This is a genomic window from Aeromonas sp. sif2433 (assembly GCF_019218705.1).
Classification (GTDB): domain Bacteria; phylum Pseudomonadota; class Gammaproteobacteria; order Enterobacterales; family Aeromonadaceae; genus Aeromonas; species Aeromonas encheleia.
Genome location: NZ_JAHUXD010000001.1, coordinates 314,762 through 338,291, shown reverse-complemented (window position 1 = coordinate 338,291; position 23,530 = coordinate 314,762). Strand labels below are relative to the sequence as shown.

General features: G+C 56.4%; 16 protein-coding genes, 3 tRNA genes and 1 pseudogene. 16 read left to right on the top strand and 4 right to left on the bottom strand.

Annotated elements, in window-relative coordinates:
• Positions 1-11: 11 nt before the first annotated feature.
• From livM to KW825_RS01400, 3 genes are read left to right on the top strand one after another with little or no spacing between them, the layout of a single operon-like run.
• Positions 12-1,304 carry a high-affinity branched-chain amino acid ABC transporter permease LivM gene (livM, locus tag KW825_RS01410; protein ID WP_218290408.1) on the top strand — a complete coding sequence of 431 codons (1,293 nt, stop codon included), beginning with the start codon at positions 12-14 and terminating at the stop codon, positions 1,302-1,304.
• Positions 1,301-2,191, top strand: coding sequence for an ABC transporter ATP-binding protein (locus KW825_RS01405; protein WP_218327971.1), 891 nt, complete (start codon positions 1,301-1,303; stop codon positions 2,189-2,191). Before livM ends, KW825_RS01405 begins: the two co-directional genes overlap by 4 nt.
• Positions 2,192-2,199: 8 nt before the next feature.
• Complete coding sequence (locus KW825_RS01400) at positions 2,200-2,907, top strand: ABC transporter ATP-binding protein (RefSeq protein ID WP_218290444.1); 708 nt, start codon at positions 2,200-2,202, stop codon at positions 2,905-2,907.
• 60 nt (positions 2,908-2,967) lie between these two features.
• Here KW825_RS01400 and KW825_RS20470 read toward each other — a convergent pair.
• Positions 2,968-3,431, bottom strand: a pseudogene (locus KW825_RS20470) (DDE-type integrase/transposase/recombinase); the annotation flags it as partial.
• 420 nt (positions 3,432-3,851) lie between these two features.
• On the opposite strand from KW825_RS20470, the gene KW825_RS01390 reads away from it, so the two are divergent.
• Together KW825_RS01390 and KW825_RS01385 are read left to right on the top strand one after the other, a co-directional pair.
• Positions 3,852-5,393: a cyclic diguanylate phosphodiesterase gene (locus KW825_RS01390; protein ID WP_218327969.1), complete on the top strand. Its 1,542-nt coding sequence runs from the start codon at positions 3,852-3,854 to the stop codon at positions 5,391-5,393.
• Positions 5,394-5,723: 330 nt separating this feature from the next.
• Positions 5,724-7,322, top strand: a complete 1,599-nt coding sequence (locus KW825_RS01385) for a diguanylate cyclase domain-containing protein (RefSeq protein ID WP_218327968.1) — start codon at positions 5,724-5,726, stop codon at positions 7,320-7,322.
• 344 nt (positions 7,323-7,666) lie between these two features.
• Here the strand turns inward: KW825_RS01385 and KW825_RS01380 are convergent.
• Positions 7,667-7,742, bottom strand: a tRNA-Asn gene (locus KW825_RS01380).
• Between the two features lie 4 nt (positions 7,743-7,746).
• A tRNA-Asn gene (locus tag KW825_RS01375) sits at positions 7,747-7,822 on the bottom strand.
• A 592-nt stretch (positions 7,823-8,414) separates the two neighbouring features.
• Here KW825_RS01375 and dauA point away from each other — a divergent pair.
• The gene (dauA, locus tag KW825_RS01370) at positions 8,415-10,151 is read left to right on the top strand and encodes a C4-dicarboxylic acid transporter DauA (protein ID WP_218327967.1); all 1,737 of its coding nucleotides are present in this window, start codon (positions 8,415-8,417) and stop codon (positions 10,149-10,151) included.
• Between the two features lie 182 nt (positions 10,152-10,333).
• Positions 10,334-10,421, top strand: a tRNA-Ser gene (locus KW825_RS01365).
• Positions 10,422-10,936: 515 nt separating this feature from the next.
• Here the strand turns inward: KW825_RS01365 and KW825_RS01360 are convergent.
• Positions 10,937-12,151 carry a hypothetical protein gene (locus KW825_RS01360; RefSeq protein ID WP_042653481.1) on the bottom strand — a complete coding sequence of 405 codons (1,215 nt, stop codon included), beginning with the start codon at positions 12,149-12,151 and terminating at the stop codon, positions 10,937-10,939.
• 656 nt (positions 12,152-12,807) lie between these two features.
• On the opposite strand from KW825_RS01360, the gene hcp1 reads away from it, so the two are divergent.
• From hcp1 to tssE, 9 genes are all read left to right on the top strand, one after another.
• A complete protein-coding gene (gene hcp1, locus KW825_RS01355) occupies positions 12,808-13,326 on the top strand; it encodes a type VI secretion system effector Hcp1 (RefSeq protein ID WP_010634822.1) in 519 nt (172 codons plus the stop codon).
• A 320-nt stretch (positions 13,327-13,646) separates the two neighbouring features.
• Complete coding sequence (gene tssI, locus KW825_RS01350) at positions 13,647-15,878, top strand: type VI secretion system tip protein TssI/VgrG (RefSeq protein WP_218327966.1); 2,232 nt, start codon at positions 13,647-13,649, stop codon at positions 15,876-15,878.
• 1 nt (position 15,879) lies between these two features.
• The gene (locus tag KW825_RS01345; RefSeq protein WP_218327965.1) at positions 15,880-17,199 is read left to right on the top strand and encodes a type VI secretion system polymorphic nuclease effector; all 1,320 of its coding nucleotides are present in this window, start codon (positions 15,880-15,882) and stop codon (positions 17,197-17,199) included.
• Positions 17,200-17,208: 9 nt separating this feature from the next.
• A complete protein-coding gene (locus KW825_RS01340; protein WP_218327964.1) occupies positions 17,209-18,198 on the top strand; it encodes a type VI secretion system immunity protein in 990 nt (329 codons plus the stop codon).
• Between the two features lie 87 nt (positions 18,199-18,285).
• Entirely contained in the window at positions 18,286-18,891 is a 606-nt protein-coding gene (locus KW825_RS01335; protein WP_256353718.1) for a hypothetical protein, read from the top strand.
• A 138-nt stretch (positions 18,892-19,029) separates the two neighbouring features.
• Positions 19,030-20,415 carry a tetratricopeptide repeat protein gene (locus KW825_RS01330; protein WP_218327963.1) on the top strand — a complete coding sequence of 462 codons (1,386 nt, stop codon included), beginning with the start codon at positions 19,030-19,032 and terminating at the stop codon, positions 20,413-20,415.
• 658 nt (positions 20,416-21,073) lie between these two features.
• Positions 21,074-21,577, top strand: a complete 504-nt coding sequence (gene tssB, locus KW825_RS01325) for a type VI secretion system contractile sheath small subunit (RefSeq protein WP_025326628.1) — start codon at positions 21,074-21,076, stop codon at positions 21,575-21,577.
• 36 nt (positions 21,578-21,613) lie between these two features.
• Positions 21,614-23,092: a type VI secretion system contractile sheath large subunit gene (gene tssC / locus KW825_RS01320; protein ID WP_218327962.1), complete on the top strand. Its 1,479-nt coding sequence runs from the start codon at positions 21,614-21,616 to the stop codon at positions 23,090-23,092.
• A 6-nt stretch (positions 23,093-23,098) separates the two neighbouring features.
• Entirely contained in the window at positions 23,099-23,530 is a 432-nt protein-coding gene (gene tssE, locus KW825_RS01315; protein WP_042653488.1) for a type VI secretion system baseplate subunit TssE, read from the top strand.

Sequence of the window (23,530 nt, the reverse complement as noted above, 5' to 3'; positions counted from 1 at the left end):
GGGCGTAACAGATGACATCACAGACGAGATTGCAGGACGGATTCTCCCTCAAACGCTGCCTGCTGGATGCCATTTTCGCCGGGTTGGTGGCGCTGATCATCTTCGGCCCCATCGTCGGTGTGGTGCTGGATGGCTACAGCTTTAATTTCGCCGGGCAACGGCTGGCGTGGATCATCCTGGCCGTCATGGCCGGTCGTTTCCTGATGAGCGCCTTCTTGACCACGGCCGCAGGCGTTCGCCTGCTCGCCTGTTTTGAGACGGACAACTCGGGGGTCTATGTACGGGATCCGGATTACAAGAATCCCCTGCGCTGGATCATTCCGCTGGTGCTCGCGCTGGCCATCTGCTTCCCCTTTGTTGCCACCAAATATGTGCTAACCGTGGCGATCCTCGGCCTGATCTATGTGCTGCTGGGGTTGGGGTTGAACATTGTCGTTGGCCTGGCAGGCCTGCTGGATCTGGGATACGTCGCCTTCTATGCCATCGGGGCCTATGGCCTTGCGCTTGGCTATCAATATCTTGGGCTTGGGTTCTGGTCGATGCTGCCGCTGGTGGCGCTGATTTCTGCGGCGGCCGGAGCCTTGCTGGGTTTTCCGGTGTTGCGAATGCATGGGGATTACCTGGCGATTGTGACGCTCGGCTTCGGGGAGATCATTCGCCTGATCCTGAACAACTGGCTGGCATTTACCGGCGGCCCCAACGGGATTTCTGCCCCGCCGCCAACGCTGTTTGGTCTGGAGTTCGGGCGGCGGGCGAAGGAGCAGGGCGGCGTGCCCTTCCACGAGTTCTTCAACCTGAGCTATAACCCCAACCTGAAATTCATCTTCATCTACACCATTCTGGTGCTGGTGGTGGTGTGGGTGCTCTATGTCAAACATCGCCTGACCCGAATGCCGATTGGGCGCGCCTGGGAGGCGCTGCGTGAGGATGAAGTCGCCTGCCGCTCCATGGGGCTGAATCATGTGCTGGTCAAACTGTCCGCCTTCACGCTGGGGGCTGCTACCGCAGGGATTGCCGGGGTGTTTTTTGCCACCTATCAGGGCTTCGTCAACCCGACCTCATTCACCTTCTTCGAGTCGGCCCTGATCCTCGCCATCGTGGTGCTGGGGGGGATGGGGTCGACGATTGGCGTCGTGTTGGCGGCCTTTGTGCTGACGGTCACGCCTGAACTGCTGCGCGGCTTCGCCGAATACCGGGTGCTGCTGTTTGGCATGTTGATGGTGGTGATGATGATCTGGCGCCCCCGCGGCCTCATTCGCATTAACCGCAGCGGCTTTGCGGTGCGAAAAGGAGTGGCGCCATGACAGAGAGAACCTTTGACGACATGATCCTGAGCGTTGAGCACCTGATGATCTCCTTCGGTGGCATCAAGGCGCTCAACGATGTGAGCCTCGAGGTGCGGCGGGGCTCCATCACCGCACTCATAGGCCCTAACGGCGCAGGCAAGACCACAGTGTTCAACTGCCTGACCGGCTTCTATCGGGCGTCCGGCGGGCATATTTTCTTCAACGCACGCGATAAGACGACCAATGTGATCCAGATCCTCGGCCAGAAACTCCAGCCGGGTGACTGGATCAACCCGGCCCAACTCGGCCAGCGCCTCTTCTACAAGATGTTTGGCGGTACCCATCTGGTGAACCGGGCAGGGCTGGCGCGCACCTTCCAGAATATCCGTCTGTTCCGTGAGATGTCGGTGGTGGAGAACCTGCTGGTCGCCCAGCACATGCAGGTCAACCGCAACTTGCTGGCCGGTGTACTCAACACCCCGGCATACCGGCGTGCAGAGAGCCGCGCCCTGGATCGCGCGTTTTACTGGCTTGAGGTGGTGGATCTGGTGGATTGCGCCAACCGGTTGGCGGGGGAGATGTCTTATGGTCAGCAACGCCGGCTGGAAATCGCCCGCGCCATGTGCACGGCCCCGGAAATGCTCTGCCTCGATGAGCCCGCCGCCGGGCTCAACCCGGTGGAGACGCGTACCCTCAGCAAGATCATAAGGTTTCTGCGCGACCGGCACGGCATCACGGTGCTGCTGATCGAACATGACATGGGCATGGTGATGGAGATTTCTGACCACATCATAGTGCTGGATCACGGTGACGTGATCGCAGAGGGCAAGCCTGAGCACATACAGCATGATGACAAGGTGATTGCCGCCTATCTGGGCACCGACGAAGACGAGGCCTGCGCATGAGTGAGGCGATGCTGGAGTTTCGTAATGTCGACGTTTTTTATGGCGCCATTCAGGCGCTGAAACAGGTCAACCTGCAGGTGCATCAGGGGGAAACCGTGGCGCTGATCGGTGCCAATGGTGCCGGCAAGTCCACGCTCTTGATGTCGATTTTTGGTCAGCCGCGTATTCGCAGCGGGCAGATCCTGTTTCGCGGCGAGGACATCAGCCATCAATCGACACACTTCGTTGCCTCGGCGGGCATAGCGCAAGCGCCAGAAGGACGGCGGATCTTCCCCGACATGACGGTCGAAGAGAACCTGCTGATGGGCACCATACCGATAGGCGATCGCTATGCGGCTCAGGATCTGCAAACCATGTTCGAGCTGTTCCCGCGGTTGAAAGAGCGCCGTAAACAACGGGCGATGACGATGTCCGGTGGGGAGCAGCAGATGCTGGCCATCGCCAGGGCGCTGATGAGCCGCCCCAAGCTGCTGTTGCTGGATGAGCCGAGTCTGGGGCTGGCGCCCATAGTGGTGAAGCAGATCCTCCAGACGCTGCGCGAGCTGGCGCAAAGCGGCATGACGATCTTTCTGGTCGAGCAGAACGCCTATCATGCGCTGAAGCTGTCCGACCGTGGCTATGTGATGGTGAACGGGCAGATCCGGCTAAGCGGCAGTGGTGAGGAGTTGCTGGGCAATCAGGATGTGCGCAAAGCCTATCTGGGCGGCGCAGAATAGCAAAAGCCCGCTTGGTTTCCTAAGCGGGCTCTCGAAGTGGGTTCCCTCGACAGAGTCTGAATGCCAGTAGAGGTGCTCAGATTCGTTGGGGGTTAATCCCCCCGTTGTACTGGTGGAGTCTTATATCGCTGTAATACCCATCAAATACTCGGCTATCGACTGTTGGGCATCCCCCGTATTCTGGTATCCCGTCGCCGGTACCCATTCACTTTTCAGACTGCGAAACAGCCTATCCATCGGCGCATTGCCCCAAAAAATTTCCCCACCGACTCATGCTCTGCTCTATCCAATATCGGCACAGCTGCTAGCGGTGCTGATGGCTGCCTTGGTCCGAGTGAATCATCATACCTGTCGTTCGCCCACGCGCCTCAACAGCCATGGTCAGTGCCTTCACCGTCAGTTCGCTGTTCGGCGACAGACTAAAAGCCCAGTCCACCGGTTTTCTGGCAAACAGGTCCATTACCACCGCCTGATAGCCCCAACGCTGGCCACCCCCAGATGTAGGTCACATCGCCATACCACACCTACCTCTAATCAGGTGGCACAAATTCACTGTGCCACTACAGGGATAGTCCCTGGTTTGGTCAACAAGGGCTATGCATATGCATAAGAAAATCTTCGCATAAAAATGCAGACTGAGACTCTTGAGTTGCTTCTGGTGTGGTTAAAAATGGAGCAGCCTTGCCATCCAATTCCTCATTTCATAGCGCTAAAAATATTTCGTGCTGCTTCAGGTCCTGTATACGATAACCAGTTCGGTTTGTTCTTATGATTGCGTGCGTTGGTGACTGGCTTGGACTGTTCGTTCAACCACGACATCTTGCGGAGCACCATCTCCAAACCAACCGGCGATTTTTGAGATCAGCAAATTGCTGGGGAAATTAGGGCAAGCTCGCCTCGATGAGCCTATCTATGCCGTATCGGATCTTAATGTGAGGATGGCTATGCCGCTTTATCGCACAACGTTACGCCATCGCTATGCCCGGCAGTGGGGAGCCTTGCTGGCGGGCCTGTTGCCCATAGTGTTGGGATTACCCATCATTTCATGGCAAACCGCCTCCGAGATGAGAAAGGATGCCGAGGGGCGCTTGCTGCATGCCCAGCACATGTTTGATCGCACTCTGGACCATGCCAGGCAGGCGACCTCTGCTGTCATCGGCACTGTGGGTAAGCCCTGTCTGGAGGCAGTGCAAGGGTTGAGGGCGCAGGTGGCGACAGTGCCGGATGTGCGCAGTGTCAGCCTGGCCAAGGGGGAGACCATTTACTGTACCTCCCTCCATGGCCCCATTCAGGCACACACCGAACTCGACGACTATACGGATGGCCGGCTCGATCTTATGAAGGGGAACGAGGTGACGCCGGATCGACCACTCATCGTCTATCGGCAGGTCTCGGGAAGCTACAGCGCGCTGGCGGGGGTTGATGGTTACTATCTACTTAACATCCTCGACATGTTGAGGCGCAACACTCCCTTGGGCCTGGTGGTTGGCCAGCAGATGTTGTTGCCGGATGGCCGGCTCACCGAGCAGCTCTTCTCCCCGGGTACAGAGGGCTATTTGGAGCAGGCATCAGAAAAGTACCCATACCGGGTCGTCACCATGCTTCCCATCGAAGTGTATGGCGCCCATCTCTGGGCTTACTCCAAGGTCAGCCTCATCCTCTTCCCCTTGCTGGGACTGCTGTTCGGATTTTGGGTATTCCGGCTGATGGGGCGATCTGCTTCACCCACGCAAGAGCTGCGACGGGCCCTGGATCAGCGTGAGTTCATTCCCTACATACAGCCCGTGGTGACCGGCGACGACACTGGCAATCTCTACTGGAGTGGCTGCGAGGTGCTGATGCGCTGGCAACACCCCCTGCAGGGCTTGATCCCGCCGGATCGCTTTATCCCTCTGGCGGAAGACAGTGGTCTCATCATACCCATGACTAGCGAGATGATGACACAGGTGCGAGATCACTTTGCTCCTCATGCTCACCGTCTGCCCAAGGGCTTTCACTTCGGTGTCAACATCAGTGCCAGCCAGTGCAAGGACTTGAGTCTGGTGGAGATGTGCCGCGATTTCATCGATGCCTTCCGGGACAATCCCATCCAGCTGGTGTTAGAGCTGACCGAGCGGGAACTGCTCATGGCGAACGAGGTGACTGACCGGTTGTTTGCCGAGTTGCGCGTGCTGGGTGTTTTGATTGCCATCGACGATTTTGGTACCGGCCACTCTACCCTGACCTATCTGCAGAAGTTCCATGTCGATTTCCTCAAGATCGACAAGAGCTTCGTCGGGATGATCGGTTCGGATGCGCTCTCCAGCCACATCGTCGAGAACGTCATCGATCTGGCGAGCCGGCTCGGCCTGAAACTGGTGGCAGAAGGGATAGAGACCGAGCTTCAATCAGATTATCTGAGGGCGCGCCAAGTGACCTTCCTGCAAGGCTATTTCTATGGCCGACCCATGCCGATGTCAGAATTTACCAGGCAGATGTCCCTGTGATCTTTTCGCAAGATGACGGGCCCATGATACCTCCAATAGTTGCCTCATTTTAAGGTGTCTAGGGAACTGGGGGCGCTTCAGTTTGCGCTCTACCCATGATCAGCATTCACATCACAGTGATGCCAGTAGATGTGTGGGTCAAACGTCATCAGGCGGAGTTCCGTCTCCGATGTAATCGTCGTTATGAGTTCAAGAAGAGACCAAGTGGATTGGAGTAAACAACCATGTGAACTCGACTATGGCATGCCGCCTTTTAACGTTGGCAGAGGGTCATGGGTAATCGGGTCTGCTATTGACTTTCTCCGCACTGGTAGTTAGAGGAAAACGCAGTTGTCAACAAAGAAAACAAGTAAATTCAAATTCATAAAAATGTATCTTGTGCTGTTGGCCTTGCCAATGGTGTGTGGGTTTATAGGCTTGCTGATCGTTGCCAATCAAGCCCATCGCAACATGACACTCGACAAAATACGAATTTTGAATCATAGCCTGGCATTGATGCATACCGATTACTTTCAGCAGCTTGAGCGCTTGGTGAACGTCACCGTATTGGGGGATAGCCGGGTCAGGCTTAGTTCCGCCAAAGATAGCGTCAACCATTACCGCAGTCTTTGGAATGACCAGGCTCGTTTAAATCCACTCTCTGATACAGTTTTTTATGCTGATTCGCACGGGAGTTGGTTTACCAACGACAAGGACCGGGAATGGAAGAATAAAATAGATGAGGGTATAACTCTGACAGACAGGGTGTGGTATCAGGGCGCATTGAAGCGCCCGGGTCAATTCTACTGGTCGCCCATCTACCTTGATATTGCGACCAATCAACCATCCCTGACCGGGTCTTATCTTCTGCCAAATCGGGACAGCGATGGCAATCGGGATCGGGTCGTCGCGGTCGATGCCAACCTGGCTGTTTGGTCTCAGCGAATTGCCAATATGCTGACAGCTGATAATGGGCTACGCCATCTGCTGTTGGATAAACAGACAGGCCTGGTCTGGATGCATTCCAACCTTGGCAGGGTGGGAACCGTCTTCTCGGGGGAATGGAAAGATAAATTGGTTGGGCAGTCAGGGACATTTTTTGATGCCACGGCCGGAGAGTTTGTGGCCTATGAGGCGCTTATTGACAAACCTGAACTGGTGGCCGTCACTGTTCAACCTTGGCGTCAAAGTTTCGTTGATCTGAATCTTGCCTTACTCATACTTGTGCCGCTATTGACCGTGAGTCTCTTTTATGTGATAGCAAAACTATTTCAATTGAAGCTCCTCTATATCATGGAGTACTTGGTTCGTCAGGTGCGTCAACTGCGTGATGATCCGGATGCCCAAATGCATGATATGGGTGTCGGTATGGCGGAATTTGGCGAGTTGGAATCCGAATTGTCTCAGACAATAACCCACATCAATGACACCCATCAAAAGAGTGTGAGCGATGCGCTTACGGGATTATATAATCGTCATTATTTCAATGAATTGCTAATTAAATTTCAGACGAATAACACCCCCTTTGTGATGGCATTGATCGATCTCGATAACTTCAAGAAGATCAACGATAGCTACGGGCACTGGGTTGGTGATGCGGTATTAAATCGTGTTGCCACCCTTGGCCAGGTCATGTTGGGGGAGACATCCACCCTCTGTCGCTATGGTGGTGAAGAGCTGGTCGCTATCTTCGAGCAATGCTCGCTGGAAGATGCGGAGGCCTTGATGGAATCCTGGCGGATTGAGACGGCTGCCCTCAAGTGGCGGGAGCCCGGGTTAGCAGTGACCTTCAGTGGTGGTATCGCGAGCTGGGCGGTTGGTAAACCAGCATCTGATCTGCTGATTGTGGTCGATGAGGCGCTCTACCACGCCAAGCGCACTGGCAAGAACCGCCTTTGTCGCGGCAATAGTCATGATGCTCATGGCGTATCACCTCTTGACGTTGGTTAAGGGTCGTGGGCACTCAGGATGAAATAAGATGTGCCTGGTTGATCAATGCCGAGGCAAAGGGCGGCCAGCACTCAGGCCGCTTCTCTTTTCTTAATGACCACTGCTGCATTGACCCTTACACCAACCCCTGGGGTATAGGCCTGGGCCTAAGGCTTGGCAGTCCCGATCTTGGCGTCGCTCAGCGTGTCCTTCGCCATTTCCTCGGCTCCCTAGTACCACGAATAAAGGCACCAGTTGGTTGGGGCTCATGAGAGCCAGTTAGTCTGATTTAGACAACAAAAAACCCGTAAAGCCTTAGGCTATACGGGTTTCTGGTCTTCTGTGTTCCAACTCGGAACCGAATATGGCTCCCTCGACAGGACTTGAACCTGTGACATACGGATTAACAGTCCGCCGTTCTACCGACTGAACTACGAGGGAAAAGTGGCTCCTCCTACTGGACTTGAACCAGTGACATACGGATTAACAGTCCGCCGTTCTACCGACTGAACTAAGGAGGAATTGCCTGTCTCGTCGAGACGGTGCGGATATTAATAGCCTGCCGGTCGGGTGTCAACCCGTTAACCCGTGCAAAAAATGGGTTTTCGCCCCGTTTGCCCAAAACTTGGACGTTGTGGACTATTTTCAGCACAATCAGCAGCTTGAGATGGGCCTGCCCGGCGCTCTTGGAGCCGTTGCTTATGGCCCGCCTGAGTCGTCCTGGCCGGCGACGCTGGGGATATGGCGAAGGGTAACAGCGGTTGGTCGGCAGCTGCCCATGGGGTGTGCCGAACGGGCAAACAAGCAGTCCCTGAGCAGACTCTTCAGGGAGAGGGATTATTCACAGGATCGGTGCCGAACCGTCGCCAAGGCTCAGGCTAAGTAGGGGAAAAGGGTGGCTAATGGCGGGAAAAGTAGGCGATATGCGGTCAATCAAGGGTCATCTCGCCTGGTAATGCCCATTTATTGATCCCGGCCATCGAAATATCTTGCCGGCTCGGGTAAGGTTGCTCTCGATACCATCGCCGTGTCGACAGCTCTGCCGGCCCTTGATGATGATCGGGTGCCGGTTCACTCCGGCCTTTGTCTCCTCCTTCTGGTATTACCCTATACATGCACAATCAAGCTTCCTTACAAGGCGTGAAGCTGGCTATCGCATTGCGCCAATCCTGTCTCGACGAACCCTATAGCGTGGCGCGTTTCGGCCGCGACCTCATCGCCGGCATCACGGTCGGCATCATCGCCATTCCGCTGGCCATGGCGCTGGCCATCGCCAGCGGCGTCCCACCCCAGCATGGCCTCTACACCGCCATCGTCGCCGGCATAGTGATTGCCGTGACGGGGGGATCGCGCTTCTCCATCTCGGGGCCGACCGCCGCCTTCGTGGTGATCCTCTATCCGGTGGCCCAGCAATTCGGGGTGAGCGGCCTACTGATGGCGACCCTCATCTCGGGCTTCTTCCTGGTGGCCATGGGGATGGCGCGGCTCGGCCGCCTGATCGAATACATCCCGCCCTCAGTCACCCTGGGCTTCACCGGCGGTATCGCCATCGTGATAGCCACCTTGCAGATCAAGGACTTCTTCGGCCTCACCGTGGCCGAGATGCCGGAAACCTATGTTGGCAAGGTCGAGGCGCTGGCGCTGGCCCTGCCAAGCTGGCAGTGGGGGGATACCCTGGTGGGGGTGGCTACCCTGGCCGTGTTGCTGCTCTGGCCCAGACTGCGGCTGCCGGTGCCGGGCCATCTGCCGGCCGTGCTGGTGGGGGTCGGACTCGGAGTGGGCCTGCACAGTGTGGGTGTGGACGTGGCCACCATCGGCAGCAAGTTCAGCTACACCCTGGCCGATGGCACCCAGGGCATGGGGATCCCGCCCATAGCGCCGACCCTGATGATGCCCTGGTCCCTGCCCGGGCCGGACGGTGCACCCGTGGTCTGGGATCTGGCAGCCATTCAGCGGCTGCTGCCTGCCGCCTTCTCCATGGCCATGCTGGGTGCCATCGAATCACTGCTCTGCGCCGTGGTGCTGGATGGCATGACGGGGCGCAAGCACAGCTCCAACGGTGAGCTGGTGGGGCAGGGGTTGGGCAACATCCTGGCGCCCTTCTTCGGTGGCATCACGGCGACGGCCGCCATTGCGCGCTCCGCCGCCAACGTGCGGGCCGGGGCCACCTCGCCCATCTCCGGTATAGTGCATGCGCTGGTGGTGCTGGCCGCCATCCTGGTGCTGGCCCCCTGGCTCTCCTGGTTGCCGCTCTCCGCCATGGCGGCGCTGCTGCTGCTGGTAGCCTGGAACATGAGTGAGGCACACAAGGTGGTGGATCTGATCCGCCGGGCGCCGCGCTCGGACGTGCTGGTGCTGCTGGTCTGTCTGTCTCTCACCGTCATCTTCGACATGGTCATCGCCATCACCTTCGGGGTGATCCTGGCGTCCCTGCTGTTTATGCGCGAGATCGCCAAGATGACCAAACTGCACAATCTGGCCGAGCACAAGCGTTATGCCAGCGAGGTACCGGCACAGACCCTGATCTACAAGATCAACGGCCCCCTGTTCTTTGCGGCGGCGGAGCGGGTCTTCGACGAGTTGCTGGCCCAGGTCAAGGATCACAAGGCGCTGATCCTGCAGATGGAGGCCGTCTCCATCCTCGATGCGGGGGGCTTGTCTGCCTTCCAGCAGTTTGCAAGGCGGATGGCCAAGGCAGGTGTGCCGCTGAAGGTGGCCGAGTTGCAGTTCCAGCCCCTCAAGACCCTGGCCCGGGCCAGGGTGCGTCCCGTCCCGGGTGAACTGGAGTTCTACGGCTCGCTGGAGGAGGCCATCAGAGGAGAACACTTGCACGAAGTGGCTGAAAATTGACTGAAAGGGATAGGTAATGGCATCTTTTTGGTCAGTTGGTTCGGTAATTGAGCAATTGATTGCAAAAAGTAAAAAATGAGATTGACCGGTCTGCGCCTATCCCTTATCTTACGCCCCGTTCCAGCGCAACAGCGACGAGAACATCGTGGTGATTGGACACGTTAAACCGCAGTCGAAAATTTGGTGAGGTGTCCGAGTGGCTGAAGGAGCACGCCTGGAAAGTGTGTATACGGCAACGTATCGAGGGTTCGAATCCCTCCCTCACCGCCAAATAAAGTAAAAGGGCCTGTCGAAAGACAGGCCCTTTTACTTTATCCGGTGACGGGCGGCTCGGCCCCTGGTTTGACAAGCGGGCAGGATAGCCCGCTTGGACAGCCGCAAGCTGCCCGCAGGGCGAGCGCCAGGAATGGTGCGAGTCAATCCTGACCCGCCGCCAAATAGCAAAACCCGACCTTATGGTCGGTTTTTTTGCTTTTAGGGCTTCCGTTTCACTGTGCTCAACAGTGGGCGGATAAAGACCCTTGCTGGCTCGAGTGCAGCAGCTTGTCTGTGACGATCTGCCTCAGGCCGCCTGGCAAAGCATCTTCCTGCCAAATAGCAAAACCCCGCCTGTGAAAGCGGGGTTTTTGTTTTTTAGCCCAATCGGATGACGCTTCACTTCATCGAGCCGTCTCGCAGAGGGCGCTGCTCGCCTGCTCTGATCACCCCCAACTTCATTATCTGCCTGCCGACTCTTCGAGCCTGGCAGCGGCTTATACGCGCCGTATTCCCGCTAGGGCCCCGCATCAGAAGATCACCCCGACGAGCCGGTCGAGCAGCACGTCGAAGGGGAACAGGGTGAGCAGCAGGGGCAGGAAGGGCACCACGGCGGCGAGGATCAGCTGCAGGAACATGTCCCGGCTAAAGGGCATGGGCCTGACCTCCTTGATGACGGCATAGGCATTGGCCAGATCGGCGAGGGACTGGATGTCGGCGGCGCCGAGCAGGGATTCACCGTCTCTGTCGGCCGTGCGCAGCCAGCGCCGCTCGAAACTGCGGCTGTATTCCGCCGCGAGGGCGCCGTATTCACGCAACCCCTGGCGCTTGGCCGCCATGATACGGGGAGCGAAGACGCTCAGCGGTGCCAGCACGAGCAGCAAGCCGAAGCCGGCCAGCAGAATGATTTCTGGTTTGTAGGCGGTCAGCACGGCGGCGTCATAGAAGATCCGGTTGGCGATGAAGCCGGCCAGTTGGGCGCCAAATGCGGTCAACAGTGGTGCATAGGCATAGGCCGAGGCCCCCAGAAAACCGAGACCGCAGTTGCGATCGGGGTGAGTCGGGATGAGGTCGAGCCGGATCCTGGAGACCTGCCAGAGGAATCGGGTCCAGATGAGGATCCGATAGAACCAGCGCAGGATCAGAAACTGGATGAGGGGGTTGCTCACCCAGAAGAACCAGAAGCCGGGCAGGGTCAGGGCCACGTTCCCCTCATGTATGGTGGCGTACCAGGTCGAGGATTGCAGGACGAAGGTGTGAATCCGGATGAAGTACCCCATCGAGAAGACAAACAGGATGAGCCCGACCTCCACGGGGATCGAATTGCGCCAGCGCATGGCGCCCTGAATGGCGTCGTGAAAACGCGGCAAGGAGAGGGGCGAGATCAGCCCCCGCTCGATGAACTGGCGGACGATCAGCCGGATCCGCTGATGGACAATCAATTCGGCGTAGACCAGCAGCGAGACGCAGATCAGGAAGCGGACATGGGTCTCTATATCCAGCAGAAAGGGCACAGCGACCCCTTGCAACAGCGTGCCTTCCCAGCCGCACAGCAACAGCAGGGGCAGCCAGCAGAGCCCGCTCAGGATCAGGATCCGTCGCCTGATATGGGCATTGATGTCGCCGAGATGAGCCCGGTTCCACAGCTGATAGAGGGGACCGCCCAGGATCAGGGAAAAGTCGTAAGGATCGGACAGGGGTTGGCCATGGGGATCGGGCGGGGTGACGGGCCTGTGGTGCGACATGATGAAACCACCTTGATGTGCAATCGATCAGGGACTTGTTCGCCTCATCGCCGGTGTCGCTGGTGATGAGGCTCCGGTGGGTAGGAAGTGCTGTTTTAGGGTGGAACAATGGCGACCTTTGAACGAGGCACCGCCAGAGTCCGGGTGAGAGAACCTGGATGGGCAGGGATGGGGAGAGGGTAATCTCTGCCGCTACTGTCGGCATCGCCACACACCTGCTCAAGAGTCCATGGTTATAGGTATAGCGTTTGCGGTGGTCAGATGGAGCGCACAGCCATCAACAATTTATAGCCAGCCGGGATCCTGCTTCTGGTTACGGTCACAGTCGCTCGTGCCGATGGCGAGCCTGAGCCATGTCTGGAGGGCGACCTGCTATCGGCGTGACAGCCGCGCAGAAGGAGCTCGGTCTATGGGTTGTCGTTGGTGATAAGTTCTGTTCAAGGCAACATGTTGCTCTAATACTGGATTTAGATACTGCAGTTGCAACAAATGCTGGCGGTATATGCCAGGAAAGCAAGGTATTGCGGCATAAAGGCAAGGGAGGAAGGTAGGATTTTGTGTAACTATTTGTTTTAAAGGTAAAAAACTGATTGGCATGGTCGCTGCTAATGGTTCGGTCGAGTGTCATTACCGTTCAACCAATCAGGAGCATATTCATGCCAACTCCATGTTATATCAGCATCGAAGGTAAAACCCAGGGCAACATCACCGCCGGTGCCTTCACCTCCGACTCCGTCGGCAACATCTTCGTGCAAGGCCATGAAGACGAGATGCTGGTGCAAGAGTTCCAGCACGTCGTTACCGTGCCGACCGACCCGCAATCCGGTCAGCCGGCTGGTCAGCGTGTCCACAAGCCGTTCAAATTCACCGTCGCGCTGAACAAGGCCGTGCCGCTGATGTACAACTCCCTGGCCTCCGGCGAGATGCTGCCGAAAGTGACCCTGAAGTGGTATCGCACCTCGGTCGAAGGCAAGCAGGAGCACTTCTTCTCTACCGTGCTGACCGATGCCACCATCGTCGACATCGACTGCCAGATGCCCCACTGCCAGGATCCGGCGAAGTCTGACTTCACCCAGCTGATCCAGGTCTCCCTGGCCTACCGCAAGATCGACTGGGAACACACCGTTGCCGGTACCTCGGGTGCCGATGACTGGCGTGCCCCGATCGAGGCTTGATGCAATAAAGGAGCATCCATTTGGGTGCTCCTTTTTCTGTGTGTGGAGCACAAGGCAGCGTACCAAGAGCTCCTTCGCCTCGATAGCAACGCACCAATCCCTTTGCTGTTTATCGTCGACGCCATGCCGATGCTGCGTCTTTCTTCTGTTCGTTTGCCCGGTGAGCGAGCACAAGAAAGAACATGACGACGGATCCCATCGCACGCCTCCGGGCGTGCGGTAGCCATGGCGGTGAAAAAGTGACGGCCATGGCGGATCTCTCATCCACCTCAGGTTACCCGGCAGGATTGCGGGGCCGGGCCGATAGCAGAGGCGTGCCGATGGCAGACAGCACAGGATTACAATTTACCGTCAAGGTGGGGGCGCTGCCCGAGACCACCTTTGTGGTGGCCGAGTTCATGCTGGAAGAGGCGTTGAACGGGCCCTTCCAGCTGCGACTGGAGCTGGCCAGCCCCCAGCCGGACATCGACTTTGGCGCCGTGCTGGACCAGCCCTGCGAGCTGCTGGTGTGGTACAACGGCGAGCTGCAACGGCGGGTGTGCGGGGTGGTGAGCAACCTGGCGCAGGGGGACAGCGGCTTTCGCCGTACCCGCTATCAGCTCATGGTGCAGCCGGCGCTGTGGCGGCTCTCCTTGCGCCAGAACTCCCGCATGTTTCAGGCGCAGAAGCCCGACGAAATCCTCTCCATCCTGCTGCAAGAGCACGGCATCACCGACTACGCCTTCGCGCTAAAAAACGAGCATGCCCAGCGGGAGTACTGCGTGCAGTACCGGGAGACGGACCTTGAATTCCTAAACCGCCTCGCCGCCGAGGAGGGGTTGTTCTACTTCCACGAGTTCGAGCAGGGCAAGCACCGCATCGTCTTTGCCGATGACGCGGCGGCCCTGACCGCCGGCCCCGAGCTGTTCTTCAACCTCGGCAACCGCTCGCTGGAGCAGGGCCCCTACGTGCGCCAGTTCCACTACCGGGAGGCGGTGCGCCCGAGCGACGTGGAGCTGAAAGACTACAGCTTCAAGACCCCGGCCTATGGCCTGTCTCACAAGAAGCTGGGGGCCGAGCTTGAGCACCAGCGCGATACCTACCAGCACTTCGACTACCCGGGCCGCTACAAGCTGGACCCGAGCGGCAAGGCCTTTGCCCAGCACCGGCTGGATGCGCTGCGCAACGATGCGGTGACCGGCTTGGCTAAGTCCAACTGCGCGGTCCTGCTGCCGGGCCAGACCTTTGCCCTGACCGAGCACCCGAACGGTAGCTTGAACACCGACTGGCAAGTGGTGCGTATCAGCCACACCGGATTGCAGCCGCAGGCGCTGGAGGAAGAGGGCGGCAGCGGCCCCACCGTCTACCACAACGAATTTGCGGTGGTGAAGGCGAGCACCAGCTGGCGTGCCCGCATCGGCAGCCCACAGGTGCCCCACAAGCCGATGGTGGACGGCCCGCAAATTGCCACCGTGGTGGGGCCGGAGGGGGAGGAGATTTACTGCGACGAGCATGGCCGGGTGAAGCTGCAGTTCCCCTGGGACAGATATGGCAGCTCCAACGACCAGAGCTCCTGCTGGGTGCGGGTGAGCCAAGGCTGGGCCGGTGGCCAGTACGGCATGCTGGCCATCCCACGCATCGGTCATGAGGTCATAGTGAGCTTTTTGGAAGGGGACCCGGACCAGCCCATAGTCACAGGCCGGACCTTCCACGCCACCAACCGGCCACCCTACGAGTTGCCGGCGCACAAGACCCGCACCGTGCTGCGTACCGAGACCCATCAGGGGGAGGGGTTCAACGAGCTGCGCTTCGAAGACCAGGCGGGACAGGAAGAGATTTACCTTCACGGCCAGAAAGACCTGAACGTGTTGATTGAGAACGATGCGGCCTGGCACATCAAGCACGACCAGCACACCGACATCGACAATGAGCGGGTCACTCGCGTCAGAAAGGTGCCGGGTGAGGAGGGGGCACCGCCCAGTCTAGGCAACGACCATCTGACCGTTGAAGGGGAGAAGCGGGATCATATCAAGGCTGACTACTCGCTGACCGTGGATGCGTCCATGCATCAAAAACTCGGTCAGAGCTGGCTTACCCAGGCGGGGCAGGAGGTGCACGTCAAGGCCGGTGCCAAGGTGGTGCTGGAGGCGGGCTCTGAAATTACCGTCAAGGTCGGTGGCTGTTTCATCAAGGTCGATGGCGGTGGCGTCACTCTGGTCGGCCCCACCATCAAGATGAACTCGGGCGGCAGTCCGGGCTCCGGCTCCGGCTGGGCGGGCCAGATCCCCAAGAGTTTAGAGGACATGTTGGATGCCCCAAATAAACACTGGATGAAGTTCTATCACCTCGACTCCGAACTGATGCCCTTGGCAGGGACCCCCTATAAAGCGGTGTTGAGCGATGGCTCTGTGAGGGAGGGCACTCTGGACGGTGAAGGTATGGCGCTGCTTGAGGAGGTGCCTGCTGGCACAGCTTCTGTAAGCTATGACGTGCAGGACAACTTTGTCGATTTGCCCCGTGAGCCCATCTCGACCCTCACCGGCCATCTCGACAGTCTGAGTGACGAGGGCTGATATGTTCGGTAACGATCTGTTTGAGCAGCTCTATGACCACCTGGATAAGGCTGTGTCCGGCGGCGCTGCCTATGTCAAACAAAGTGCAGAGGCGGTAAAGAAGGGGGTTGCTTCCAGCCTGCAGTGGATTTGGGAGGCCCTCCAGGGGGATTTCAATCCCAACCAAAGTGCGGGACAAATTGCCGCCAATGCGGTGTTGGGTCTTATTCCCGTGGTCGATCAGGTGTTGGATTGTCGCGACCTTATTGCCAATGCCCGGGATATTTCCCGTGATCCCAAGCAGCCGGAGAAATGGGTTTTCCTCAGCTTTACCCTGATAGGTCTGATCCCGTCGCTGGGTTCTGCGCTCAAGGGGGTGTTGAAAATCATCTTCCTGTTTGTCCGTAAGGCGGGCGGTGATGCCACCAAGGCGATCAGACCCGCCATGGCCCCCGTGTTGACGTTTCTCAGTGACCCCAAGGTCAAGAAAGTGCTGGGTATCTCGCGCCTCGACAAGGTGCTGAAAGGATTTGCCGGTCAGATCAGGGGGTTGAGAGGGCAGATCGCCGTCAGCGTGCTGCTGGGCTATCTGGACGATGCCGTCAGATCGCTGACCAGTTTGATCGGCAAGGTAAAAGGATTGGCACCAGCATCGGTCAGGATCTGGCTGGAACAATCCCAGCGCCTGGTGCTGCAGATGCAGTCACAGGCAGGTCAGATGTTGCCTGCTGCCATGGGACCCGTGCTCAAATCCCTCGATGAGATCGCCGCGGGATTGGAGAAAGAGGCGGTCAAGCATGCCCCAGGTTACAAGGCCGTGCCCGGTGGCACCGTTATCCACCCGCTGCCGGATGATGTCGTCAAAGTGGATCTCAAGATCCTGAGCCGCTCCAAGAAAGGGATTTATGGCGAGATCATCAGCGACAACTGGATGGCAAATCACAAGTTCGAGAATCTGTTGCCAGAACATCGCCGGGTACGTAGCCTGAACGACAAGCCCAGAGGGCGGGGCATCGATGGTATCTACAAGAACACCAATCCTCCGCCTCCCTACGTGGTGACCGAGACCAAGTTTCGGACGGCAGGGGGCGAGTATATCGACGGGGATGGCACCAAGAGTACCCAGTTGTTGTCGATGACCAAGGGGTCTGGCAAGCAGATGAGCGGCCAGTGGATCGATAAGCGATTGCCCGATGAGATAACGGACAAGAAAATATTAAAAGACCTTAAAAATGAAGGTTATGAGGCTTGGTTAATGATTGTCGATGAGTCTGGTAAAGTGATACAGATAACCAAGCTGGATAAGTCAGCCAATGCCGTAGGTACGATTTCGATCAAGTAGGAGCAGTGAATGAGTTCGTTTATTGAACAGCGTCGAGATCCACTACTATCTGAGCCATTTTTTTTAGAACAGATAGAGGATTATAAAGAGTCATCATATTTTGACCCAAGTTGGTGGGCTAAAATAAACGATCCTTTACACGAGCGCTGGAGTGATCCACATAGACGTCCTACGCGTTCCATGGCCAGTGAGAGTATGTTCATGGACAATTTGGAACATGCGATACTCCTTTATTCTGGTGGTGCATCCCACGAAGATATAAAAGTATGCCTCTCGATAGTAAAAAAAGAACTGTTGCGCCATAAAAAAGAGTTTCCAGATGAACAGTTTTATTACTGGGAGCAAGATGCCTATCAATATCTGCTCTGGATGTTCTCATTGAGCATCCTCTATGGGCAGGATGAGATGCTGCCCGAACTGGTGCGTTATATCAGTAAAAATCCGGAAGGAGACGATGATCCGCTGTGGAGCATGTTGTTGGCTCGCTTGGGCTATCCCGGTCTCCCCCGCGGTCCCGAATCCTATATCCCCGAGGTTTATCGCCCGCTGTTTGATGCCATCAAGGGTGATGGTGTGAATCCCACCAGGGTTGAGCGTCAGGCGAGCATCAAGCAATATCTCAAGGGGTGGTACAAGGGATGTAAAGAGTGTTATTGGTACGACAGGCACAAGGCAAAGCATGCCATCTACTTTGGCTATTGGGCTTTTGAAGCGGCGCTTGTCACCCTGCTCTATGAGTTGGACGACAGCGGTTATCGGGATATGCGCTATTACCCCAAGGATCTGGTCGATCATGCCAGAGCGAATGGTATTGCAGAAAAATGGCAGGCACTGCGAGTGGTTCAACATCCCATTGCCATGCCGGGCTCTGTGGTGGAGCAGGATGGCAACTGGCGGTGCAACCTGACCGATGAACAGTGGCAACTGCGAAAAGGACAGAAGTTGCCTTCCCAAACCCATATCAACAAGGATGACATGTTGTTCTGGGTACAGGAGTAGTCTGCATTTTATCGATCATGCACAGCCTGCATGGTCGATATATCTCGATGCCCGAGTGACGTTTGATGTTATTGCGCAGGCTCATTCATGTTAGGCACGAATTGCCTGGCAACCTTGGCTCTGTATGAAAAAAATCGAGGAAGAAGAGTGAAGGCGATAAAAGAACTATTCCTGATCCTCTCTGTCATCATCTTGTCTCCCCTGTTAATTCCCATGGTTTATGTCGAAAGACGAAGAAAAAAATGGTTTCTATCGACTTTACTATCCCCTCTGCCTGAAGACATCAGAGTCGGCAGAGTGAACTCTCTGATGAATACGAACGCCGATGCGCTACAGGGTCGTATCGTGTCAACACTTGTTGAGCTGAATTCCGATGAGCGTTGGGTATGTCTCAATATCGACTGGCGAGACGTTGAGGAAGTTGAGTTACAAGGAAACGCATTGGCGGATATTCATGGTTTGAAGGAGCATTTCATGTGCTCCGAGCCGGATGAGGACGCATCGGTTTGGAGTATGCTGGTACTTTATGACCTATGGTTGCAAGCGCGAGGATATGGTGTCGTGCTTTTGGATATCAGCTCTGATCAATATACAGGTTTCATTTGCCCATCAAATATTCTTGATAAGCTGTTAAATGAGGGGGGTAAGCTGGGTTTGGAACTGGTCAAGTTGGACCATGTGAACGAACAATAATATTCTGAATCAGTATGAATCTTCTGGAATACGATTTATTTAAAGACAGTTGATGAGAAATAGAAAATCAATCAAGTTGTAAGAAAGTGTTATATACGCAACCACCCCTACCATCCTAATTATTCGCAGACACAAACGATGACATACCGCACATTATGGTTGGTGCTGGCGAGCTATTGGCTCGCCGCTTGTACCACAACGACGTCACAGACCGAATCCGAACTCTCTCAAGCCGCCCAGCAGGGTCAGGGCAAGGCGCAGTATGAGCTGGCCAATCGCCTGGCGACCAAGCCAGATTATCCCGAGGCGATGCGCTGGATGAAACAGGCCGCCGAGCAATCAGGGCCCCTGGAGGCGGATGCCGACATACGGGGAAAGGCGGCGCTGCAGGTGGGGAGCTGGTATCAGGCCGGCCTGGGTGAGCCGAAGAATCCCAAGTTGGCCCATGAGTGGTGGAAACGCTCGGCCAAGCTGGGCAATCCAGAGGCCAGTTATCAGCTGGGGGCTGATTGCCAGCAACAGCATAAAGGAAAACTGGTAAGCGAGTGCCTTGACTGGTTCGAGCGGGCAGCCAAGCGGGATCATGCGACGGCACAGCTGGTGCTGGGAGAGTGGTATACCAAACAGCCCGGCGCCGATGCCGATGCGGTTCAGTGGCTGGAAAAGGCCGCCGAGCAGGGCAATCGTGACGCCCAATATCGGCTCGGCCTGCGTTATGAGCAGGGCAAGGGGGTGAGCAAGCGCTCCGATCTTGCCCAGCGTTGGTACGAAAAGGCCGCGGCCCAGCAGCAGCCGGATGCCTTGTTGACTCTGGCTCGCCAAGCAAATACGACAGAGGCGTTTCCCCTTTATCAGCGTGCCGCCAATGCGGGCTCGCCACCAGCCCAATTGTGGCTGGGTCAGACCTATTTAGCAGGAGAATGGGTGTCGCAAGATCTGGCGCTGGGTCGTTACTGGCTGGAATTGGCAGCGAGTCATGGTTCCCATGAGGCCGAATATCAGTTGAGCCTGCAGCAGACGGACGCGGTTGCACGAGAGCATTGGCTGACACTGGCCGCGGCCGGGGGAGTGAGCCAGGCACAGCTCGAGTTGGCCAAGTTGCAGCAGGGCAGAGGAGAGCTGAAAGCGGCTCGTCAGACTGTCTCGCTGGCGGCGGCACAAGGGAACTGCGAGGCCCAATATGCCTATGGTGAGATATTGCGGCTGGGGCTCGGCGGTGAGGCGGATTATGGCGAGGCATTGAAGCAGTATCGATTGGCGGCGAATGCCAATCACCGACAGGCGCAGTATCGCATGGGCACCATGCGTGAGCAGGGTTGGGGAGCCCCTCGTAACAGGTTGCATGCCTATGCATGGTACTTGCTTGCCGCCACGGATGGAAATTCCGATGCGACCGCCGCCAGCCGTGAGCTGGAGAAAGGCATGACGGAACAGGAAAAAGGTGCCGGTCAAAAACTGGCCCAGCACTGGTTTACGACACTGACGAGCGCGCATCAGCCGGAGCAGTCGCAAGGCAGAATATAGGACCATGGCACTCAATCAGTGACGGCAAATAATCCTGTTTAATAAGTCAATATACTGACTCTATTTGGATGATGAGTTTCTTTTTTGAACAATTCATGAAGCCTTCATGACAGCTCTGTTATGGAGGTTTTTTTATGAAGCAGGAAATGATTTTCATTTGTGGAAAATGAGTGTCATGTATTAATACCAAATCTTAATTCAATGACCGAAATGCCATCTCATTTCATCTGGTAATGAACATTCAAAATCTTTATTAATAATGCTATCTGCAGATGTTTTTTAGTCTTGGGAATGATAGTAACCTATTGATTTAAATAGTTTTTAGTTTTTATTTTTGATTGTAACCTCTATTTTTAATGATTTCAGTATTGACGTGGTGATATTTATAAATATACCATCTGCCGCAAATGGCTCCTGAGCCAAAATGACCTCTAACAAAGAGTAGAGGCATGATCTGGTTGTATAAGTAACAAGATGCATATTGCGTTTTTGATTATCAACGCTTCGGCTTTGTGTATGTCAAAAATGCATCGTCGGCTGATGTTTTTTAGCCTGGATCTATATTGATCCCGTCAACTGTCATTTCTTACAGTTGCTGGCAAAGACATTGGCTATAAGCTTTAGGGTCTTCATGGATCCTTAACTTGGTATTTAGAGCATGGGAAAAGGAATTGATGGCGCCACTGTTGCGCCCAAAGAGCGTATTAATATCAAATATGTACCGGCAACCGGTGGTCAGCAGGCGGAAATAGAGCTGCCGTTGACCATGATGGTAGTTGGCAACATGAAGGGACGTACGGAGGAGACCCCCATTGAGGAGCGTCAGACCGTGTCCATCGACAAGAATAATTTTTCTTCTGTCATGAAAGAATCTGCACTGGAGCTGAAGTTTTCCGTTCCCAATCGTCTGGAAGAAAACAGCCAGGACGAGCTGCCCGTGTCGATCAAGATCCAGTCTCTGGAAGACTTCACTCCCGACAGCGTTGCCCAGCAGGTTCCCGAGCTGCGCAAGCTGCTGGAACTGCGTGAGGCCCTGGTTGCCCTGAAAGGACCCCTGGGAAATATCCCGTCCTTCCGCAATCGTTTGCAGGATCTGCTGTCCAGTGACGAGGCTCGCGAGCAACTGCTCAAGGAGCTGGATCTGATTAAGCCTGCCGAGTGATCTGCAGATTAATTGACTGATTGATAAGGAAAAAATATGTCTCTGGTCGAAGAACAGGTTAAAGCGGGGGCGAGCGCGGCCCCCTCGTCCTTGCTGGACGAAATCATGGCGCAGGCGCGCATCACCCCGGTCGATGAGGGTTACAGTGTCGCCAAACAGGGCGTCGCCGCCCTGATCGCCAACATTCTGGACAGCGGTACCACCTCAGATCCGGTCAACAAGGCGCTGGTGGACAGCATGATTGTCGAGCTCGACAAGAAGCTGAGCAAGCAGATGGACGTCATCCTGCACGCCAAAGAGGTGCAGGAGCTGGAATCTTCCTGGCGTTCGCTCAAGCTGCTGGTGGATCGCACCGATTTTCGTGAAAACATCAAGATCCAGGTGCTGCATGCGACCAAGGAAGAGCTGCTGGAAGATTTCGAGTTCTCCCCCGAGATCACCCAGTCCGGCCTCTACAAGCATGTCTATTCGAGCGGCTACGGCCAGTTTGGTGGCCAGCCCATCGGTGCCGTGATCGGCGACTACGCCTTCACCCACAGCTCCCCCGACATCAAGCTGATGCAATACGTCAGTGCGGTCGGTGCCATGGCGCACTCCCCCTTCATTTCCTCTGTCGCCCCGGCCTTCTTTGGCGTGGACAGCTTCACCGATCTGCCGTCCATCAAGGATCTCAAGTCGGTCTTCGAAGGCCCGGCCTATACCAAATGGCGCGTGTTGCGTGAATCGGAAGATGCCCGTTATCTGGGGCTGACCGCACCGCGCTTCCTGGCCCGTCTGCCTTACGATCCGACCGAGAACCCCATCAAGGGCTTCAACTATCAGGAAGACATCAGCTCGGATCACGATCACTACCTCTGGGGCAACACCGCCTACCTGATGGGGACTTCCCTGACCGACAGCTTCGCCAAGTACCGTTGGTGCCCGAACATCATAGGTCCCCAGAGCGGTGGCGCCATCCAGGATCTGCCGGTGCATGTCTATGAGGCCATGGGCCAGCTGCAGGCGAAGATCCCGACCGAGGTGCTGATCACCGATCGTCGTGAATATGAGCTGTCGGAAGAGGGCTTCATCACCCTGACCATGCGCAAAGACAGCGACAATGCGGCCTTCTTCTCCGCCAACTCGGTGCAAAAGCCCAAGGTGTTCCCGAACACCAAGGAAGGCAAGGAAGCGGAAACCAACTACAAGCTGGGTACCCAGCTGCCCTACATGTTCATCATCAATCGCCTGGCCCACTACATCAAGGTGTTGCAGCGCGAGCAGATCGGCTCCTGGAAGGAGCGTCAGGATCTGGAGCGTGAGCTGAACGGCTGGATCAAGCAGTACGTGGCCGATCAGGAAAACCCGCCGGCAGACGTGCGTAGCCGCCGCCCGCTGCGTGCCGCCCAGATCAAGGTGCTGGACGTGGAAGGCGAGCCGGGCTGGTATCAGGTCGCCATGGCCGTGCGCCCGCACTTCAAGTACATGGGCGCCAGCTTCGAGCTGTCTCTGGTGGGTCGTCTGGACAAGGAATAATGCCCGATGCCGTATCTCTCTTCCTGGGATAGAGGAAATGCGGCCAGTCTGTTTGACAGGATCCGGGGGGAGGGGCTGGCCTCTTCCCCCCAATCGGACGTTGAGGAGCTGATCGATTCGGTCAAACGACAGCTCGATCAGATCCTCAACACCCGTCCCGGCAATTGTCGCAGTGCCCCCGAGCTGGGTGTCATCGATCTCAATGACGCCACTCAGGGCAGTGCCGACATCAAGGGGCGGATCCGTGAGGCGATCCGGCAATGCATCCGTCGCTATGAGCCGCGGATCATTCACGTGGATGTCCGTTCACCCGACTATCAATCGAGCCCGCTCGAGATGTCGTTTCAGGTGACGGCACACGTGAGACTGGATCACATCGAACAGGTTACCTCGTTCAACGTCCATATGGACAGCCACCGTCACTACCGCATGGTCTGA

Excerpts from the sequence above, each read along its gene's own strand:
- livM (WP_218290408.1), top strand. The coding sequence starts at position 12 with ATGACATCACAGACGAGATTGCAGGACGGATTCTCCCTCAAACGCTGC.
- KW825_RS01335 (WP_256353718.1), top strand. The coding sequence starts at position 18,286 with ATGTTAGGCACGAATTGCCTGGCAACCTTGGCTCTGTATGAAAAAAAT.
- hcp1 (WP_010634822.1), top strand. The coding sequence starts at position 12,808 with ATGCCAACTCCATGTTATATCAGCATCGAAGGTAAAACCCAGGGCAAC.
- KW825_RS01390 (WP_218327969.1), top strand. The coding sequence starts at position 3,852 with ATGCCGCTTTATCGCACAACGTTACGCCATCGCTATGCCCGGCAGTGG.
- KW825_RS01340 (WP_218327964.1), top strand. The coding sequence starts at position 17,209 with ATGAGTTCGTTTATTGAACAGCGTCGAGATCCACTACTATCTGAGCCA.
- KW825_RS01330 (WP_218327963.1), top strand. The coding sequence starts at position 19,030 with ATGACATACCGCACATTATGGTTGGTGCTGGCGAGCTATTGGCTCGCC.
- dauA (WP_218327967.1), top strand. The coding sequence starts at position 8,415 with ATGCACAATCAAGCTTCCTTACAAGGCGTGAAGCTGGCTATCGCATTG.
- tssC (WP_218327962.1), top strand. The coding sequence starts at position 21,614 with ATGTCTCTGGTCGAAGAACAGGTTAAAGCGGGGGCGAGCGCGGCCCCC.
- tssB (WP_025326628.1), top strand. The coding sequence starts at position 21,074 with ATGGGAAAAGGAATTGATGGCGCCACTGTTGCGCCCAAAGAGCGTATT.
- KW825_RS01405 (WP_218327971.1), top strand. The coding sequence starts at position 1,301 with ATGACAGAGAGAACCTTTGACGACATGATCCTGAGCGTTGAGCACCTG.
- KW825_RS01345 (WP_218327965.1), top strand. The coding sequence starts at position 15,880 with ATGTTCGGTAACGATCTGTTTGAGCAGCTCTATGACCACCTGGATAAG.
- tssE (WP_042653488.1), top strand. The coding sequence starts at position 23,099 with ATGCCGTATCTCTCTTCCTGGGATAGAGGAAATGCGGCCAGTCTGTTT.
- KW825_RS01360 (WP_042653481.1), bottom strand. The coding sequence starts at position 12,151 with ATGTCGCACCACAGGCCCGTCACCCCGCCCGATCCCCATGGCCAACCC.
- tssI (WP_218327966.1), top strand. The coding sequence starts at position 13,647 with ATGGCAGACAGCACAGGATTACAATTTACCGTCAAGGTGGGGGCGCTG.
- KW825_RS01400 (WP_218290444.1), top strand. The coding sequence starts at position 2,200 with ATGCTGGAGTTTCGTAATGTCGACGTTTTTTATGGCGCCATTCAGGCG.